Consider the following 15,617-nt stretch of genomic DNA (forward strand, 5'->3'; position numbering starts at 1 on the left):
GGATCAGCTGATGGTGATCTTGTCGATGTCGGGGGCTGGGCCGGTGTCGTTGTAGAAGGCCATGCTGATCCGCCCGGCCGGGACATCGGCGGTGTACCGGAACGTGCGGGGGGTGCTCCAGTCGGTCCCGGTGAGGCGGTGGACGGTCGGTACCGCGCCGTTGATCGAGATCATCAGGCTGCGGTCCCCTTTGAGCTGGTACGTGACGGTCACCGTGCGGCTGCCGGCGGCGGTCGTCGTGAGGTTGGCCGTCAGCCTGCCGACGTAGCGGACCCGGGCGCCACCCTCGCAGGTGGGGCAGGTGGCGATGCCGGCCCCTTCGCTGAGCACGTTGCCGGGATCCTCGGCCTCCACGCTGACCGGGCTGAACGATGGCGGCTTGGTGGTGCGGTCGGGGGTGGCGGACGGCCGTGGTGGCGGTGCCGGCGTCGCCTGCCGGCCCGGCTGGCTCGCGGCCAGGTCGCGGCCGGGCGCCCTCGGCTCCGCTGCCGTTCCGGTGCTCTGCCTGGTTGGGCCCGGCGAGGACGCGATGACACTGGGAGCGGCGGACGGCGCAGCCGACGCCGTCGGGGCAGCCGGGACGGCAGCCCCTTCCGGCCGCTGCTCGTCGGTTGCCACTAGCGAGGGAACCGCGATCGCGGTCAGGGCTATCGCACCGGCCAGTGTGCTGATTCCGGTCAGCTGCCAGACCCGGGTCGAGCGACTCGGCTGTGGCGCGCCACCTGGAAGGCGTGGGTTCGGGCCAACCACGTTGGACACTGCTTCGGTGGGCACCGTTCGACTCCCCCACGGATCGAGCCACGAACCCTGCGCATGACGCGCCCTACCGTACTTACCGGAAATGGGCCCGGACAAACTCCGGGCCGGCGACCGGACCGGTGACGACGCTGACGACAGAGTGGATCCACCGTGGTCAACGAGGCCCGACGCCGATGCCAGGCTCGTGTTCGGACCGTCCCTGTCGAGTCGGCGGGGTGAGGCGTAATGCGGACGAAATGCCGAACATCACAGCCCCGGATCGACCGTCACGGACCTCAGGCAGATTCGCGGATGATCAGCTCGGTGGGCAGGATGAGCGCCGGCTCAACCTCTTCGCCAGCGGCGAGGCGCAGCAGCAGCCGGGTGCCCTGCCGACCCAGTTCCACTATCGGTTGCCGGACGGTGGTCAACGGCGGATCGGTGTACGCGGCGGTCTCGATGTCGTCGAAGCCGATCACCGCCACGTCCTCGGGTACCCGACGTCCGGCCTCGCGCAGCGTACGCAGGGCGGCGTGGGCCATCAGGTCCGACGCGGCGAAGACGGCGTCCAGATCGGGGTGGGCGGCGAGCAGCTCGCGCATCGCCGCCGCTCCGGACTCGCGGGTGAAGTCGCCGACCGCCACCATCTCGGGCAGCCCGGCGGCGGCGACGGTGTCCCGGTAGCCAGCCAGCCGCTCGATGCCGGCGACCATGTCCTGCGGCCCGGCGATGGTGGCGATCCGACGTCGGCCGCTGTCGATCAGGTGCCTTACCGCCCGGGTGACCCCGCCGACCTGGTCGACGTCGATGTACGGCACGTCCGCCCCGTCGAGTGGCCGGCCGCTGCACACCACCGGGATGCCCAGCGCGGCCAGTCGGGCGGGCAGCGGATCTGCCCCGTGCAGCGAGGCGAACAGCACCCCGTCGACGTGTCGACCGGTGGTGTACCGGGCGACCCGTTCATGCCCGGCCGGCGACCCGGCCAACATCAGCACCAGCTGTTTGTCCGCGGCCTCCAACTCCTGGGCGGCGCCGCGGATGATCCCGGGAAAAACCTGGTCGTCGGAGAAGACCCGGGTGGCCTCCTCCGGCATCACCAGGGCGATCGAGTCGGTCCGCTGGGTGACGAGGGTACGTGCGGCCAGGTTCGGCACGTACCCCAGCTCGGCGACCGCCTGGCGGACCGCTTCCTGGATCGGCTCGGCGACCGTGGTTGAACCGTTGACCACCCGGGAAACGGTGGCCCGGGACACCCCGGCCCGTCGTGCCACCGCTTCCAGCGTGGGCCGTTGCGCCCCCGTCATCGGAGAAACCACCACCTCGTCACAGCCCGTTCCGGGAGATCACCTCCTGGTACCACCGGGCGCTGGACTTCGGTGTACGCCGCTGAGTGAGGTAGTCGACGTGCACGATGCCGAATCGCTTACGGTACCCCTCGGCCCACTCGAAGTTGTCAAGCAATGACCATACGAGATAGCCGCGCAGGTCGACGCCCCGGGCGATGGCCTCGTGCGCGGCGCGCAGGTGGCCATCGAGGTAGGCGATCCGGTCCGAGTCCTGGAGAGGGGTCGTCGGGTCGGCGGTCTTGTCCGGGAAAGCCGCACCGTTCTCGGTGATCAGCAGCGGCACCGCCGGGTAGTCGGTGGCGATGCGCTCCAGCAGCCGGGTCAGTCCGGCCGGTTCGATCATCCAGCCCATGTCGGTGAGCGGCCCCACCGGAGCCAGGAACTGCACCTGTCCCTCGGTGCCGGGGTACGCCCCGCCACCACCGGCACCGTCCGTCCGTCCGGCGACGTAGGTGGGCGCGTAGTAGTTGATCCCGAGCAGGTCGATCGGCGCCGCGATGATCTTCTCGTCGTTGTCCTGCACGAAGGTGGGTTCGACGATCCGCGCGACATGCTCCCGGATGTCGTCCGGGTACCCGCCGACCAGCAGCGGATCGAGGAAGATCCGGTTGTGCAGGCCGTCGACCAGGCGTGCGGCGGCGGCGTCCGCCGCGCTGTGGGGATCGGCCGGGCGCACGTCGGCGGGATTGAGCGTGACACCGACCCGGCCGGCACCGGCCGCGCGCAACGCCTGGGTGGCCAGGCCGTGCGCCAGCAGCAGATGGTGTACGGCGCTGAAGGCCGCGCCCGGATCCTGCACCCCGGGGGCGTGCACGCCGTTGCCGTAGCCGAGGTACGCCGAGCACCACGGCTCGTTGAGCGTGGTCCAGGTACCGACCCGGTCGCCGAGGCGGGCGTACAACGCGGAGGCGTAGGTGGCGAAGTGCTCGGCGGTGTCCCGGCTGGTCCAACCGCCGCGATCCTGAAGGGTCTGCGGCAGGTCCCAGTGGTAGAGCGTGATGATCGGATCGATGCCCCGGCCCAGCAGCGCGTCCGTCAGCCGGTCGTAGAAGTCCAGGCCGCGCGGGTTGACCGGGCCGCTGCCGTCGGGCTGGATGCGGGGCCAGGAAACCGAGAAGCGGTACGCCTGCAACCCCAGCTCCGCCATCAGCGCGACGTCGTCGGCGTACCGGTGGTAGTGGTCGCAGGCGACGTCACCGGTGTGGCCGGCGTGCACCTTGCCCGGCGTACGGCTGAAGGTGTCCCAGATCGACTCGCCGCGCCCGTCGTCGCGGGTCGCCCCCTCGATCTGGTACGCCGCAGTGGCCGCACCCCAGAGAAAGTTGTCCGGAAAACTCAACTCAGTCACGCCTTGACCGCACCTTCCATGATCCCGCCGATGATCTGGCGGCCGAACAGGACGAATACCAGCAGCAGGGGCAGCGTGGCGATGGCCGTGCCGGTGAAGACCTGGGACATGTCCTGGTAGTAGCCGTCAGACAGGGCCCGCAACGATAGCTGCACGGTGGGATTCTCCGGGTCGTTGAGCACCGCGTACGGCCAGAGGAAGTCGTTCCAGGTGGTCATGAAGGTGAGCAGGCCGAGCACGGCGGCGGCCGGTCGCAGCGCCGGTACCACCACGTTCCAGTAAATGCGGGCGGTACCGCAACCGTCCACCCGGGCTGCCTCGATCAGCTCGCTGCTGACCGCCTGCCCGGCGTACTGCCGCATCATGAACACCCCGAAACCGGTGACCAGTGCGGGCATGATCACCGCCGGCAGCCGGTCGTTCAGGTTCAACTTCGTCATCAGGATGTACAACGGAATCACGCCCAGTTGGGTGGGCACCATCATCGTGGCAATGATGATCATCAGCAGTGCGCTGCTGCCCCGGAACCGCAGCTTGGCGAAGGCGAACCCGGCGAGGGTGGAGAAGAACACCACGGAGACGGTGACCGTGATCGCGACGATCGCCGAGTTGATCAGGCCGGTCAGGAAGTAGGCGTCGGTGTTGGCGAACAGCCGGGAGATGTTGGCGCCCAGGTTGCCGCCGGGGGTCACCGGCGGTGGCAGCTGGCCCATCGCATCGCTGGACCGGCTGGCCACCACGAACATCCAGTAGATCGGGAAGACCGACAGGACCCCGGCGGCAACGAGTGCGAAGTACGTGAGCGGGCTCGCCCGCCACAGCCTGCTCATCGCGCCACCTCGCTGCGCTCGGCGTCCCGATGAGCTTCACCAGCACTGAGCCGAATTGTTCGCTCGCTGCGCTCGCTCACCGGCGCCACCTCGCTGCGCTCGGCGTCCCGACGAGCCACCACGGCACCGTGCTTAATGATTCGCTCGCTGTGCTCGCTCATCGGGAGCCTCCCTTCCGCTTGCCGGTGTCCGGCCGGGCGCCGGCGCCGAGCCGGCGGATGATCAGGACGTTGATCGCCGCGACGATGGCGATCAGGGCGAAGAGCAGCCAGGCGACAGCCGACCCGTAGCCGAAGTTGTAGTACGGCGCGAAGGCGTTCTCGAACATGTACATGGTCATCGTCTGCGACTCGCGCAGCGGCCCGCCCCGGATCGCGTTGGTGCCGGAGTGGAACAGCCGAGGCTCGGTGAACAGTTGCAGCCCGCCGATGGTGGAGATGATGACGCAGAAGATGATCGTCGGCTTGAGCAGCGGCACGGTGATGGTCCAGAACTGCCGGGCCCGGTTCGCGCCGTCGATCGCCGCCGCCTCGTAGAGGTCGCGGGGGATGGCCTGCATGGCGGCCAGGAAGATCAGCGCGTTGTAGCCGGTCCAGCGCCAGTCGACCATCGTCGAGATGGCCACCCAGGAGGCGAACCGGTTGGACTTCCACTCGATGCCGTCGACGCCGACTAGGTCGAGCAGCCAGTTGACCATGCCGAACTCGCGGCCGAACAGCACCCCGAACACGATCGCCACGGCGGCCGTGGACGTCACGTTGGGCACCAGGACCGCCATCCGCCAACCGGTACGCATCCGGAGCTGCCGGTTGAGCAGGTTCGCCAGCCAGAGCGCGGCGAGCAGCTGGGGGAGCGTGCTGATGACGAAGATGCCGAGGGTGTTGACCACCGAGTGCCAGAAGTCGCTGTCTGCCAGCAGCCGGGTGTAGTTCTCCGCGCCGATGAAGGTGGGATTGCTGCCCAACAGGTCCCAGCCGTGCAGGGAGACCCAGAAGGTGTACGCCAGCGGCCAGGCCCCGAAGATCGCAAAGATCACGAAGAACGGGGCGATGTAGAGGTAGGGCGAGTACTTCGCGTCGATCCGGCTCAGCCGGCCGGCCCGGGACGGGCGGGTGTCCCGCGGCGCCGGTCCGGCCGGCGGTCGCGCGTCGAGCTGCAACGCCATGACCCGTTGACTCCTTTCCACGCCCCCGCCCCGCGCCGGCCCAGGGCGAGCCGCCGTACGCGTACGACGCGGCGGACCTGGACCGGCGGCGGGGATGGGGCCGTCGGGCCGGTTACTTGGCGGCGGCCTTCTTGGCGTTGTTGATCGCGTCCTGCCAGCCCTGGTCGGGGCTACGCTGGCCCAGCTCGACGGTGCGGACCGCGTTCTCCACCTCGGTGCGGACGGCCTGGTTCTTCGGGCCCATGTAGACCGGCTTCAGGGTCTTCGCGCCCTCGCCGAAGATTTTGCCGACCGGCGCGTCGGAGAAGTACGCGTTGGTGGCCTCGGTGATGGCGGGGTCGTCCAGCGCCTGCGGCGAGGACGGCAGCGGGCCCTTGGCCTTGAAGGCGCCGATGTGACCCTCGGCGCTGGTCAGGAACTTGACCAGCTTGACCGCCTCGTCTTGGTGCTTGCTCTGCTGCGGCACGGCCAGGTGCGAGCCGCCCCAGTTGCCGCCGTTGCCCGGCACCCGGGCGATGTCCCACTTGCCCTTGGCCTCCGGCCCGGCGTTGCCCTCGATCACGCCGGTCATCCAGGCGGGGCAGGCGATGGTGGCGAACTTGGCCTGCTTGAAGGCGGAGACCCACTCCTCGGACCAGGAACCGTACTTGCCGGACAGGCCGGCGTTGACGATGTTCATGGTGATGTCCCAGGCCTGCTTGACCGCCGGGTTGGTGTCCACCACCAGGTTGTCGCTGGTGTCGTAGTAGTGGTAGCCCTGCGCGTTGCCGGCCGTCTGGAGCACGATGGTGTTGAAGGTGTTGGTGGCCGCGTCCAGGAACGACGCGCCGGTGTTGGCGGCCTTGAACTTCTCGCCGGTGGCGATGTAGTCCTCCCAGGTCGGCCAGAGCGCGGAGACCTGCTCACGGTCGGTCGGCAGGCCGGCCTTCTCGAACAGGTCGGTGCGGTAGCACATGGCCATGCCGCCCACGTCGGTGCCGAGCCCGATCAGTTTTTGGCCGTCGGCGGTGAGCCCCTGGTTCCACTTCCACTCCAGGAAGTTGCCCTTGAGGTCGGCGGCACCGTGGTCGAGCAGGTTCACGAAGTTGTCCGGGTTGGCCTTGTACTCGACCATCAGGCCCTCTTCGATGGCCACGACGTCACCGGCGCCCTTGCCCGCGGCAAGCCACTGGGTCAGCTTCGGCGAGTACTCGTCGAGGTTGCCGCCGGTGCCCCGCTCGACGATCTTGATGTTCGGGTTGGCGTCCATGTACTGCTGGTAGAGCTGCTCGTAGCCGAACTGCCCGAAGACGTCGACGGTGAGCGTTATCTTGCCGTCCCCGGCGGCCTCGTCGCCGCCGCCGCAGCCGCTGGTGACGAGCAGGACGCCGGTGGCGGCCAGAGCGACCGCCGCGAGGCGGTGACGCGGGAATGTGCCCATTGTCTGATGACCCCTCTCAGGTCGGGGTGGTGGTAGAAGGTTCTGAGAGCGCTCTCTCGTAGCCTGCGGTCCGCCCCGGGACCGTGTCAAGAGAGCGCTCTCTCAGCCCCCATCACAGAATGGCCACAACCGGCCCGCCGTCCACCCGCGCCGATTGATCATGAGGTTGGCGGCAACTGAGGAGATCAACTCTGCCGCCAACCTCATGATCAACGAGGTTGGGAGGGGTCAGCCGGTGCGTACGCCGTCGAGCAGGGTGCGGTCACCGGAGACGGTGAGGGTGTCGAAGCTGACTCGCCCCCAGAGCGCCAGCAGCAGGTCGCTGGCGGTGCCGGTGACCTGAACCCGGGCGTGGTGGTCGTCGTGGTCGAGGATGGTGCCGGTGTCGAGCAGGGCCACCCCCTCACCGCGCAGCCGCAGATACCACTCCTGGTCGGCGTCGGTGGCGGTCAACCGGACCACGCCCGCCCACGGGCCGCCCGACCTGCGCCGGCCCGCTGGCAGCCAGGTGTCCAGCACCTCGCTCACCCCGTCGGCCGCGAGCTTGGCCTCGACCGGCTCACCCGCGGCGATGGCGAGCTGGGCGTCCCAGCGGTGCACCGCCGTCTCATGGGCCATCCGGCGTGGCCAGAAGCCCGCCTTCTTCGGCTGCGGAGCCCAGTTCCAGGCCGGCGCCTCCGGGTCGAGGGAGTCGAAGAGCGCCATCAGTTCGTCGTACGCCTGCTGCCACTGCTGCACGGCGGTGACGTCCGCCGCCGGCTCGACCGGCTGTGACCTGCCCTGCTGTGGTGCCGACGGATCGCCCGAGCCGGCCACGGCGTGCACCCATCGGTAGACGCCGGCGAGATGGCGGGTCAGGTCGGTCACGGTCCAACCGGGGCAGGACAGCACAGGTGTCTCGGGCGGCGCCTCGGCTACCGCGGCGGCGAACGCCGGGCCCTCCGTCCGGAGCGCGCCGATCCAGAAATCCTTGGTGCCGTGCAATCTGCTCATCGCCATCCTCCCGGGGGTGACCGGGCCACCAGTGGGTGCCACGGCTACCCCTCAGCCTAGGGTGAGAGGCGTGTCTGACGTCTACGCCCAGCCGACAGCCGCCGCGCAACCCGCCAGCACGGACGATCTGGCGCAATACACGACATTGTGCCTGGGAGGGCCCGCCGGCCGGGTGGTCAGCGCCACAAACGCCGACGAGATCGTCAGCCGGGTACGCGAGGCGGGCGCCGAGATCCTCCTGATCGCCGGTGGTAGCAACGTGGTGATCGGTGACGGTGGCTTCCCCGGCACGGTGGTGCTCGTCCGCTCCCGGGGGCTGCGGGTACTCACCGAGGACGAGCAGACCGTGACGGTACGGGTCGAGGCCGGCGAGCCGTGGGATGACCTGGTCGCCGCGACGGTACGCAACGGCTGGTCGGGGCTGGAGTGCCTCTCCGGCATTCCCGGCTCGACCGGTGCCACGCCGATCCAGAACGTCGGGGCGTACGGGCAGGAGGTCGCCGAGACCATCACCGCCGTGCAGGTCTACGACCGGACGGCCGGCACGGTCGGGCAGGTCGAGGCCGTCGACTGCGGCTTCGCCTACCGGTCCAGCATCTTCAAGTACAACGAGCGCTGGGTGGTGCTCTCCGTGGACTTCCGGCTGGCCCGCTCGCCGCTGTCCGGTCCGGTGCGCTACGCGGAGCTGGCCCGGGCGCTCGGCGTCGAGGTCGGTGACCGCGTGCCGCTGGCTCAGGCCCGGTCCACGGTGCTGGGACTACGCGCGGGCAAGGGCATGGTGCTCGACGCGGGCGACCCCGACACCCGCTCCGTCGGCTCGTTCTTCACCAACCCGGTCCTCGACGCCGCCGCGTACGAACAGTTGCGGCAGCGGGCCAACGGGCTGGGTGAGCCGCCGGCGTGGCCCGGTGTCGGCGGCGTGGTCAAGGTCAGCGCCGCCTGGCTGATCGACAAGGCCGGTTTCGGCAAGGGGTATCCCGGTCCCGAGGGCACGGCCATCTCCACCAAGCACACCCTCGCCCTCACCAACCCCACCGGCACCGCCAGCGCTCAGGCCCTGCTCACCCTGGCCCGCGAGATCCGCGACGGCGTCCAGTCCCGCTTCGGCGTGACCCTGCACCCCGAACCCGTCCTCATCAACTGCACCCTCTGACAAAGTTGATCAAGAAGTTTGCGTCGGCTTTCGCGGGCGATCTGGACGAAAACTTCTTGGTCAACTCCGTGTCCGCCGGGCTCGTTCAGCTGGGGGATACTGCGGGCCAGGGGACGGTGAGGCGGCCGTGGCGCCAGTGGCCGGGGCGGCCGAGGACGGGCCAGCCCTGGGCGCGGACGGCCGACACGGTGTGCAACCAACGTTGGCGCGGGCCGAAGGGGGCGTAGCCGGCGGCGGTACGCCAGGCGTCGTCCAGGGCCCGGATCAGGTCGTGGATCCGCTCGCCCGGCACGTTGCGGTGGATCAGCGCCTTCGGCAGCCGTTCGGCCAGTTCGGCCGGAGTGCGCAGGGTCGCCAGCCGGGCGGCCAGGGTCAGCGAGCGCGGCCCGTCGACATCGAGCAGCACCCACCCCCCGAGGCGTCCCAACTCGTCGCAGGTCCCCTCCACCAGCAGCCCGCCGGGCGCCAGCCCGGCGCACATCGTGGCCCACGCGTCGGCCACCTCGCTCTCGTCGTACTGGCGCAGCACGTTCAACGCGCGGACCAGGGTGGGACGCAGACCGGCCAGCTCGAAGCCGCCACGGGCGAAGGTGAGCCCGGGTGGGTCGGCGGCGGGCTGCGCGTCGGCGACGCGTACCGGATCGATCTCCAGCCCGACCACCCGCACGTCCGGGCGGACCCGGGCGGCGAGCCGGTCCCGCAGCTCCACCGCGGTCACCGGGGTCGCGCCGTAGCCGAGGTCCACCACCAGCGGGTCTGGCGCGGCGCGCAGCGGATCAGCGCAGGTCTCCACGATCCAGTTGTCGACCCGGCGGAGCCGGTTGGGATTCGTGGTCCCCCGGGTCGCCGCGCCGAGCGGCCGGGACGCCGGCGTCACCGTCAGCCCGTCCGGTGCACCTTGTGCTGGGCGGCCTGGGCCAGCGGCCGGACCACGAGACGGTCCACGTTGACGTGCTGTGGTCTGGTGGCGCACCAGGCGATGCAGTCGGCGACGTCCTCGGCGAGCAGCGGCTCCGCGACGCCGGCGTAGACCGCCTCCGCCCGCTCGACATCCCCGTTGAAGCGGGTCAACGAGAACTCGTCGGTCTTCACCATGCCCGGGTCGATTTCGATCACCCGCACCGGGCGCCCACACAACTCCAGCCGCAACGTGCCCGCGATCGCGGTCTGCGCGTGCTTGGCCGCGGTGTAGCCGCCCCCACCCTCGTAAACGGTGAAGCCGGCGGTCGACGAGACGACGACGACGGTACCGGACCCGGAACTCTCCAGCGCTGGCAACAGCGCCTGGGTGACCCGCAGCGTGCCGAGCACGTTGACGTCGTACATCCACTGCCAGTCACCGATCGCGCCGGACTCCACCGGATCCAGCCCGCGTGCTCCACCCGCGTTGTTCACCAGAAGGGTCACCGGCCCGCCGGCCTGCTGTGCGGCCCGGGCGAGGTCGGCCACCGACTCGTCGGAGGTGACGTCACAGCGCACTGCGGTGGCGGAACCGCCGGCTGCGCTGATCTCCGCGACCAGTTCGGCCAGGCGGTCGGTACGCCGTGCCGCGGCGAGCACGTGGAACCCCTCGCCCGCGAGCCGCCGGGCGGTGGCGGCGCCGATCCCGCTGGATGCTCCGGTGACGATCGCGACACGACTCATCCGGCCATTCTCGCCCCCCGCCATCGGATGGCGGGCGGCACGGTCGCCATGAGGTCGGTCACGCCCGAAGGCCTGCCCGACGTATTACCCGTCGCCGATCGGGAAGATGACATCCGGCGTGGAGTGTTGACGCAGGAGCGCCGGTCGTGCGGGGACGGCATCAACCGTGGCAAAGGGAGCGGAAGTGGCGGAAGAGCACACCGGTGTCGGTCGTCAGCGAGGTTCCCTGCCGTGGCCGCGTCCCCGGCGGATCGCGACACTGTCGGTACACACCTCACCGTTGCACCAGCCGGGCACGGGGGATGCGGGCGGCATGAACGTCTACATTCTGGAGGTGTCCCGGCGACTGGCCGAGGCGAACGTCGAGGTCGAGATCTTCACCCGGGCCACCTCGGGCGACCTGCCGCCGGTGGTGGAGGTGGCCCCAGGAGTGCACGTCCGGCACGTGATGGCCGGCCCGCTGGAGGGCCTGACCAAGGAGGAACTGCCCGGCCAGCTCTGCGCGTTCACCGCGGGCGTGCTGCGCGCCGAGGCGGCCCGCCCGCCGGGCCACTACGACCTCATCCACTCCCACTACTGGCTCTCCGGGCAGGTCGGCTGGCTGGCCAAGGACCGCTGGGGGGTGCCGTTGGTGCACACCGCGCACACCCTCGCCAAGGTGAAGAACGCGCAGCTCGCCGTCGGTGACCGACCGGAGCCGAAGGCGCGGGTGATCGGTGAGGAGCAGGTGGTCGCGGAGGCGGACCGGCTGGTGGCGAACACCCGGGTCGAGGCGCGGGACCTGATCGGCCGGTACGACGCGGACCCCACCCGGGTGACGGTGGTCGAGCCCGGGGTGGATCTGGAGCGGTTCCGTCCCGCTGCCGGCGACCGGGACACGGCGACCACGGCTGCCCGGGTTCGGCTGGGCCTGCCGACCCGAGGTCATCTGGTCGCCTTCGTCGGGCGGATCCAGCCGCTGAAGGCGCCCGACGTCCTCATCCGCGCGATCGCCGCCCTTCGTGCGCGGGATCCCGAGCTGGCCCGTGAGGTGGCGGTGGTGATCTGCGGCGGGCCCAGCGGCACCGGGCTGGACCGGCCCACCGCGCTTATCGAACTGGCCGCCTCGCTCGGCGTCACCGACCGAGTGCACTTCCTGCCGCCGCGCACCGGAGTGGAACTGCCCCTGCTGTACCAGGCGGCCGACCTGGTCGCGGTGCCGTCGTACAACGAATCCTTCGGCCTGGTCGCACTGGAGGCCCAGGCCTGCGGTACGCCCGTGGTGGCCGCCGCCGTCGGCGGACTGGTCACCGCGGTACGTGACCAGGTCAGCGGGGTGCTGGTGCGCGGACACGACCCGGCGGACTGGGCGGGTACGCTGGCCCGCCTGTTGCCCGACCGGGCCCGACGGGCGGAGTTGTCCGCCGGTGCCGCCCGGCATGCCCGAGCCTTCTCCTGGCATCGCACGGCCGCCGGCCTGCTCAGCGTCTACGGTGAGGCGATCGCCGACAACCGGGCCGGCCTCACCGCAGAACTCACCGCCTCCTGCTGTTGACCGCAGGACGGGCTGTTGACCGCAGGACGGGCTCGGCCCACCGGTCCGGTCCCTCCGGGCAACACAGGTAGGCGCGGCCTCGGTCCACCCGGCGTTGCACCGGAGTTCGCCCGGCTGCGCCGGACCTGCACGGCGACTGCCCGGCAGCCGGGCGATGCGGTGGTGATCGTCGTAGAGTTGGCCGGATGAGCGACCTCGGTGCACTGATCGAGTCCGTCTGCGCGGAGCGGGACCTCGCCTGCGAGTCCACCGGCCCGGGGTCGTACGCGGTGACCCTGCCCGGTACGCACAAGCTCAAGACGATCTGCAACCTGATCGTCGGTGAGCACGCGCTGCGGATCGAGGCGTTCGTGATGCGTCAGCCGGACGAGCGGCGCGAGGAGCTGTGGGCCTGGTTGTTGCAGCGCAACGCCAAGATGTACGCCGTGTCGTTCTCCATCGACGCGGTCGGTGACGTCTACCTCACCGGCCGGGTCAACCCGGACGGTGTCGACGCCGACGAGTTGGATCGGCTGCTCGGCGCGGTACTGACCTACGCCGACGAGTCCTTCGACACGATGCTGGAGATCGGCTTCGGCAGCTCGATCCGCCGCGAGTGGGAGTGGCGGGTGAAGCGCGGTGAGTCGACCGCCAACCTGGCCGCCTTCGCGCACCTGTTCGAGCCCTCGGAGGCCGCCCGGTCGGCTCCACCGGCAGCCGGAAACTCGGACGCCTCTTGACGGCAGTCGGAGGTTCGGACCGCTCCTGACGGGTAAGCCGCTGCGCGCGGTGCGGCGTTGGGACCCGCCGCGCCGAGACGGCGAGTGGCGAGGAGCGTGAGCATCCATGGCTCAGCGAAGCAGCTCGGGTCGCGGCGGGACCGCGACCAGGACCAAGCGGCAGGGCGGCAACCAGACCCCGAACACGCCACGGATCTCCGAGTCGGAGATCTCCCGCATGCGGGTGGACGACATTCGGGGACAACTGCGGCGGCACGGAGTCTCCGGCATCTCGGCCCTGCGTAAGCCGGAACTGGTGAAGACACTGGCGAAGACGCTGCGATCCAGCGGTGCCGGGCGCCGCAGCAGCGGCCCGGCCGGCCGGGCCGGCGCCACGAAGGCGTCCGGCACGAAACAGGCGGCTTCCGGCCGGACCAAGGCGGCGCCGGGACGGGCCAAGGCGGCGCCGGGACGGGCCAAGGCGGCGCCGGCGAAACGGGCTGTTCCGGCGCGCAAGGCGACCGGCGCGGCGGGAGCGCGAAAATCGGCCCCGCGCAAATCCGCCGCGAGCGGCACGACGGCTACCCGCGCCCGTAAGGCGGTACCCACCCGCCGTCCGGCGGAGGCCCGCCCGGCCCGTGGTGGCGCGGCCCGGACCGGTCGGTCGACGTCGCGGTCGGTCCGGTCGTCGCAGCTGATCTCCTCGCTCCAGGACCGGCCGGAGCGCCCCGGCCGCAGCCTGGTGACCACCAACCATGACGTCATTCGGCGGTGGGCCCGGGAGCGGGGCGCCAAGCCGGCGACGATCAGCGGTACCGAGCGTGCGGGTCGGGCCGGGGTGCTGACGTTCAACATTCCGGGTTACCGGGAGAGCAGCCGGATCCGCGAGATCACCTGGGACGAGTGGTTCCACACCTTCGACCTGCGCCGGCTGAACCTGATCTATCAGGAGCAGATGCGGGACGGCCGGCAGAGCAACTTTTTCCGGACCGAATCACCCGATCGTGAGGACGGGTGAAAGGTTTGCGGGAATAGTCCTCGGGTACCCGCAGTTGGCCTTGACCGAGGGCCTGAGCGTCGTCTCGAAGGGGATCGCGCTGTGACGGGCGAGACAGCCGCTCAGGTTGAATCGCGAGGTCTGGCCGCACTAGCTTTATTGCACCGCGTCACGCTCGGTACCGTTCGGGGGAGCGGCGGATCGATCAGATCTGTGCAGCCGGGCGAGACGCGGGGGACGGGTGGACCGACACCGTTGGGGGACGGTGGCCCACCTGTTTGGACCGGCGGCGCGAGCGGGCGTCGCTTACGGGGGTGAGTGCCGCCCGCCGCCGCCGGTCGTACGACGTGAAATGCCCGGCACGACTTCGTGCCGGGCATGACGCGTGTGCTCAGGAATGCCCGGCCAGCGACGGCTCGGCCCGTTCCCGCTGACGACGCAGGGTGGCCACGCGTCGCTCCCGCGCCGGCCCGGCGAGCAGGTGCGCACCAGCGGCCAACAGACCCAGTGCGCCGACCAGCAGCCAGTGCCCGTCGCCCCACCGTTGCAGGCTGAAGCCGCCGAGCGTCGGCGCGATGAAGGACGCTGCGGGGAAGGCCAGATAGAAAACCGACTGGTAGCGGGCCCGCAGCGCCGGTGGCGCCAGGTCCGCGTTGATCTGTGCGTTGGGTGGCGCGGCCAGCATCGAGCCGACCGTCCAGACCAGGCAGGCGCCCAGGTAGAACACGAGGTCGTCGGCGACCGCGAGCGCGCCGAAGCCGACGGCGAGCAGCGCCGTCGACAGGGCCAGCACGTGGGCCTTCCGGTGGCGGTCGATGAGCCGGGGTACGAACAACTGCCCGAGCACGATCAGGACGCCGCCGAGGGCCACCACCGCGCCGTACGACGACGGCCCCAACCCGTCGTCGCGCATGGCCAACGGCATGATCGTCGACGCCTGCATGGTCAGTACGGCGAGGACGAAGGTCAGCCCGACGAAGACCAGGAAGTGCCGGTCGGTAAGCGCGGTGTGCAGCCCGGGTCGACGCGGGCGGCGGGTGCCGGCGGCCGGACTCGCCCGCATCTGCCGACGGGCCAGCGTCTCCGGGACCTTCCAGGCGATGAGCGCGGCGGTCGCCACCGTGGCGACCGCGTCGACCAGGAAGAGGGCCACGTAGCTTGCCTCGGCCAGCAGACCGGCCAGCAGCGACGCGACGGCCATGCCGAGGTTGAACGCCCAGAACTGCAGGTTGAAGGCGCGGGACCGGCGATGCTCCGGTACCACGTCGACGATCGCGGCCACGAAGGCCGGGCTCGGCATGGAGTGCGTAACCCCGACCAGCAGGGCGAGTGCCGCGATCATGCCCAGGTGCTGGCTGAGGGCCAGCGCGACCATCAGGGCGGCGGTGACCAGGTGAGCTGCCACCAGGGTCGAGCGTCGACCCCAGCGGTCGGCCAGGACCCCACCGAGCAGCACCCCGACCGCACCACCCGCGCCGTACCCGCCGACCACCACGCCGGCCAGTGACTCGCTGGCGCCCCGGGCCGCGGTCAGGTAGAGCGACAAGAAGAGCATCGCGAACGCCCCGGCCCGGTTGATCAGCAGGCCGACCCAGAGGTACCAGAAGGTCGTGGGCAGGCCACCCGCGGTGTCGGTCAGCCAGCGACGAAGCGCCCCGGTCGCCACCGGGTCGTGCTGCTGCTGTTCGGCCGGCGCCCCGACCTTCCCGATCTGTTCGGACACCTAACAGATCTTGCCCGGGCTGATCGGC

General features: G+C 70.6%; 15 protein-coding genes. 4 read left to right on the forward strand and 11 right to left on the reverse strand.

Features of this window, described 5'->3' with window-relative positions:
- Positions 1 to 3: 3 nt before the first annotated feature.
- The 8 genes from KBX50_RS15900 to KBX50_RS15935 form a co-directional block, all read right to left on the reverse strand.
- A complete protein-coding gene (locus tag KBX50_RS15900) occupies positions 4 to 774 on the reverse strand; it encodes a hypothetical protein (RefSeq protein WP_210937803.1) in 771 nt (256 codons plus the stop codon).
- Positions 775 to 1,034: 260 nt separating this feature from the next.
- On the reverse strand, positions 1,035 to 2,042 hold the full coding sequence (locus KBX50_RS15905) for a LacI family DNA-binding transcriptional regulator (RefSeq protein WP_210937804.1): 1,008 nt from the start codon (positions 2,040 to 2,042) through the stop codon (positions 1,035 to 1,037).
- Between the two features lie 19 nt (positions 2,043 to 2,061).
- Entirely contained in the window at positions 2,062 to 3,432 is a 1,371-nt protein-coding gene (locus KBX50_RS15910; RefSeq protein WP_210937805.1) for a GH1 family beta-glucosidase, read from the reverse strand.
- On the reverse strand, positions 3,429 to 4,262 hold the full coding sequence (locus KBX50_RS15915; RefSeq protein ID WP_210937806.1) for a carbohydrate ABC transporter permease: 834 nt from the start codon (positions 4,260 to 4,262) through the stop codon (positions 3,429 to 3,431). The genes KBX50_RS15910 and KBX50_RS15915 overlap by 4 nt, the downstream gene beginning before the upstream one ends.
- The gene (locus KBX50_RS15920) at positions 4,259 to 4,423 is read right to left on the reverse strand and encodes a hypothetical protein (RefSeq protein WP_210937807.1); all 165 of its coding nucleotides are present in this window, start codon (positions 4,421 to 4,423) and stop codon (positions 4,259 to 4,261) included. The genes KBX50_RS15915 and KBX50_RS15920 overlap by 4 nt, the downstream gene beginning before the upstream one ends.
- Positions 4,420 to 5,427, reverse strand: a complete 1,008-nt coding sequence (locus KBX50_RS15925; protein WP_210937808.1) for a carbohydrate ABC transporter permease — start codon at positions 5,425 to 5,427, stop codon at positions 4,420 to 4,422. The genes KBX50_RS15920 and KBX50_RS15925 overlap by 4 nt, the downstream gene beginning before the upstream one ends.
- Positions 5,428 to 5,539: 112 nt before the next feature.
- The gene (locus tag KBX50_RS15930) at positions 5,540 to 6,847 is read right to left on the reverse strand and encodes an ABC transporter substrate-binding protein (protein ID WP_093403442.1); all 1,308 of its coding nucleotides are present in this window, start codon (positions 6,845 to 6,847) and stop codon (positions 5,540 to 5,542) included.
- Between the two features lie 228 nt (positions 6,848 to 7,075).
- Positions 7,076 to 7,840, reverse strand: coding sequence for a maleylpyruvate isomerase family mycothiol-dependent enzyme (locus tag KBX50_RS15935; RefSeq protein WP_210937809.1), 765 nt, complete (start codon positions 7,838 to 7,840; stop codon positions 7,076 to 7,078).
- 70 nt (positions 7,841 to 7,910) lie between these two features.
- Between KBX50_RS15935 and KBX50_RS15940 the strand changes: the two genes are divergently transcribed.
- A complete protein-coding gene (locus KBX50_RS15940; RefSeq protein WP_210937810.1) occupies positions 7,911 to 8,993 on the forward strand; it encodes a UDP-N-acetylmuramate dehydrogenase in 1,083 nt (360 codons plus the stop codon).
- A gap of 85 nt (positions 8,994 to 9,078) precedes the next feature.
- Here KBX50_RS15940 and KBX50_RS15945 read toward each other — a convergent pair whose 3' ends face one another.
- On the reverse strand, positions 9,079 to 9,876 hold the full coding sequence (locus KBX50_RS15945; RefSeq protein ID WP_210937875.1) for a class I SAM-dependent methyltransferase: 798 nt from the start codon (positions 9,874 to 9,876) through the stop codon (positions 9,079 to 9,081).
- Positions 9,873 to 10,637, reverse strand: a complete 765-nt coding sequence (locus KBX50_RS15950; protein ID WP_210937811.1) for an SDR family oxidoreductase — start codon at positions 10,635 to 10,637, stop codon at positions 9,873 to 9,875. Before KBX50_RS15950 ends, KBX50_RS15945 begins: the two co-directional genes overlap by 4 nt.
- Positions 10,638 to 10,821: 184 nt before the next feature.
- On the opposite strand from KBX50_RS15950, the gene mshA reads away from it, so the two are divergent.
- From mshA to KBX50_RS15965, 3 genes are all read left to right on the forward strand, one after another.
- Positions 10,822 to 12,171, forward strand: coding sequence for a D-inositol-3-phosphate glycosyltransferase (mshA, locus tag KBX50_RS15955; protein ID WP_210937812.1), 1,350 nt, complete (start codon positions 10,822 to 10,824; stop codon positions 12,169 to 12,171).
- 185 nt (positions 12,172 to 12,356) lie between these two features.
- A complete protein-coding gene (locus tag KBX50_RS15960) occupies positions 12,357 to 12,890 on the forward strand; it encodes a YbjN domain-containing protein (RefSeq protein WP_093403448.1) in 534 nt (177 codons plus the stop codon).
- A 106-nt stretch (positions 12,891 to 12,996) separates the two neighbouring features.
- Positions 12,997 to 13,887, forward strand: coding sequence for a hypothetical protein (locus tag KBX50_RS15965; protein WP_210937813.1), 891 nt, complete (start codon positions 12,997 to 12,999; stop codon positions 13,885 to 13,887).
- A 370-nt stretch (positions 13,888 to 14,257) separates the two neighbouring features.
- Here the strand turns inward: KBX50_RS15965 and KBX50_RS15970 are convergent, their stop codons facing one another.
- Positions 14,258 to 15,532: an MFS transporter gene (locus tag KBX50_RS15970; RefSeq protein ID WP_210937876.1), complete on the reverse strand. Its 1,275-nt coding sequence runs from the start codon at positions 15,530 to 15,532 to the stop codon at positions 14,258 to 14,260.
- Between the last annotated feature and the right edge of the window lie 85 nt (positions 15,533 to 15,617).

It is taken from the genome of Micromonospora sp. C51 (assembly GCF_018070435.1).
GTDB lineage: Bacteria > Actinomycetota > Actinomycetes > Mycobacteriales > Micromonosporaceae > Micromonospora > Micromonospora sediminimaris.

Coding starts and splice junctions, on each gene's coding strand:
- KBX50_RS15905 (WP_210937804.1), bottom strand. CDS start 2,042: ATGACGGGGGCGCAACGGCCCACGCTGGAAGCGGTGGCACGACGGGCC.
- KBX50_RS15915 (WP_210937806.1), bottom strand. CDS start 4,262: ATGAGCAGGCTGTGGCGGGCGAGCCCGCTCACGTACTTCGCACTCGTT.
- KBX50_RS15920 (WP_210937807.1), bottom strand. CDS start 4,423: ATGAGCGAGCACAGCGAGCGAATCATTAAGCACGGTGCCGTGGTGGCT.
- KBX50_RS15925 (WP_210937808.1), bottom strand. CDS start 5,427: ATGGCGTTGCAGCTCGACGCGCGACCGCCGGCCGGACCGGCGCCGCGG.
- KBX50_RS15930 (WP_093403442.1), bottom strand. CDS start 6,847: ATGGGCACATTCCCGCGTCACCGCCTCGCGGCGGTCGCTCTGGCCGCC.
- KBX50_RS15935 (WP_210937809.1), bottom strand. CDS start 7,840: ATGAGCAGATTGCACGGCACCAAGGATTTCTGGATCGGCGCGCTCCGG.
- KBX50_RS15950 (WP_210937811.1), bottom strand. CDS start 10,637: ATGAGTCGTGTCGCGATCGTCACCGGAGCATCCAGCGGGATCGGCGCC.
- KBX50_RS15960 (WP_093403448.1), top strand. CDS start 12,357: ATGAGCGACCTCGGTGCACTGATCGAGTCCGTCTGCGCGGAGCGGGAC.
- KBX50_RS15965 (WP_210937813.1), top strand. CDS start 12,997: ATGGCTCAGCGAAGCAGCTCGGGTCGCGGCGGGACCGCGACCAGGACC.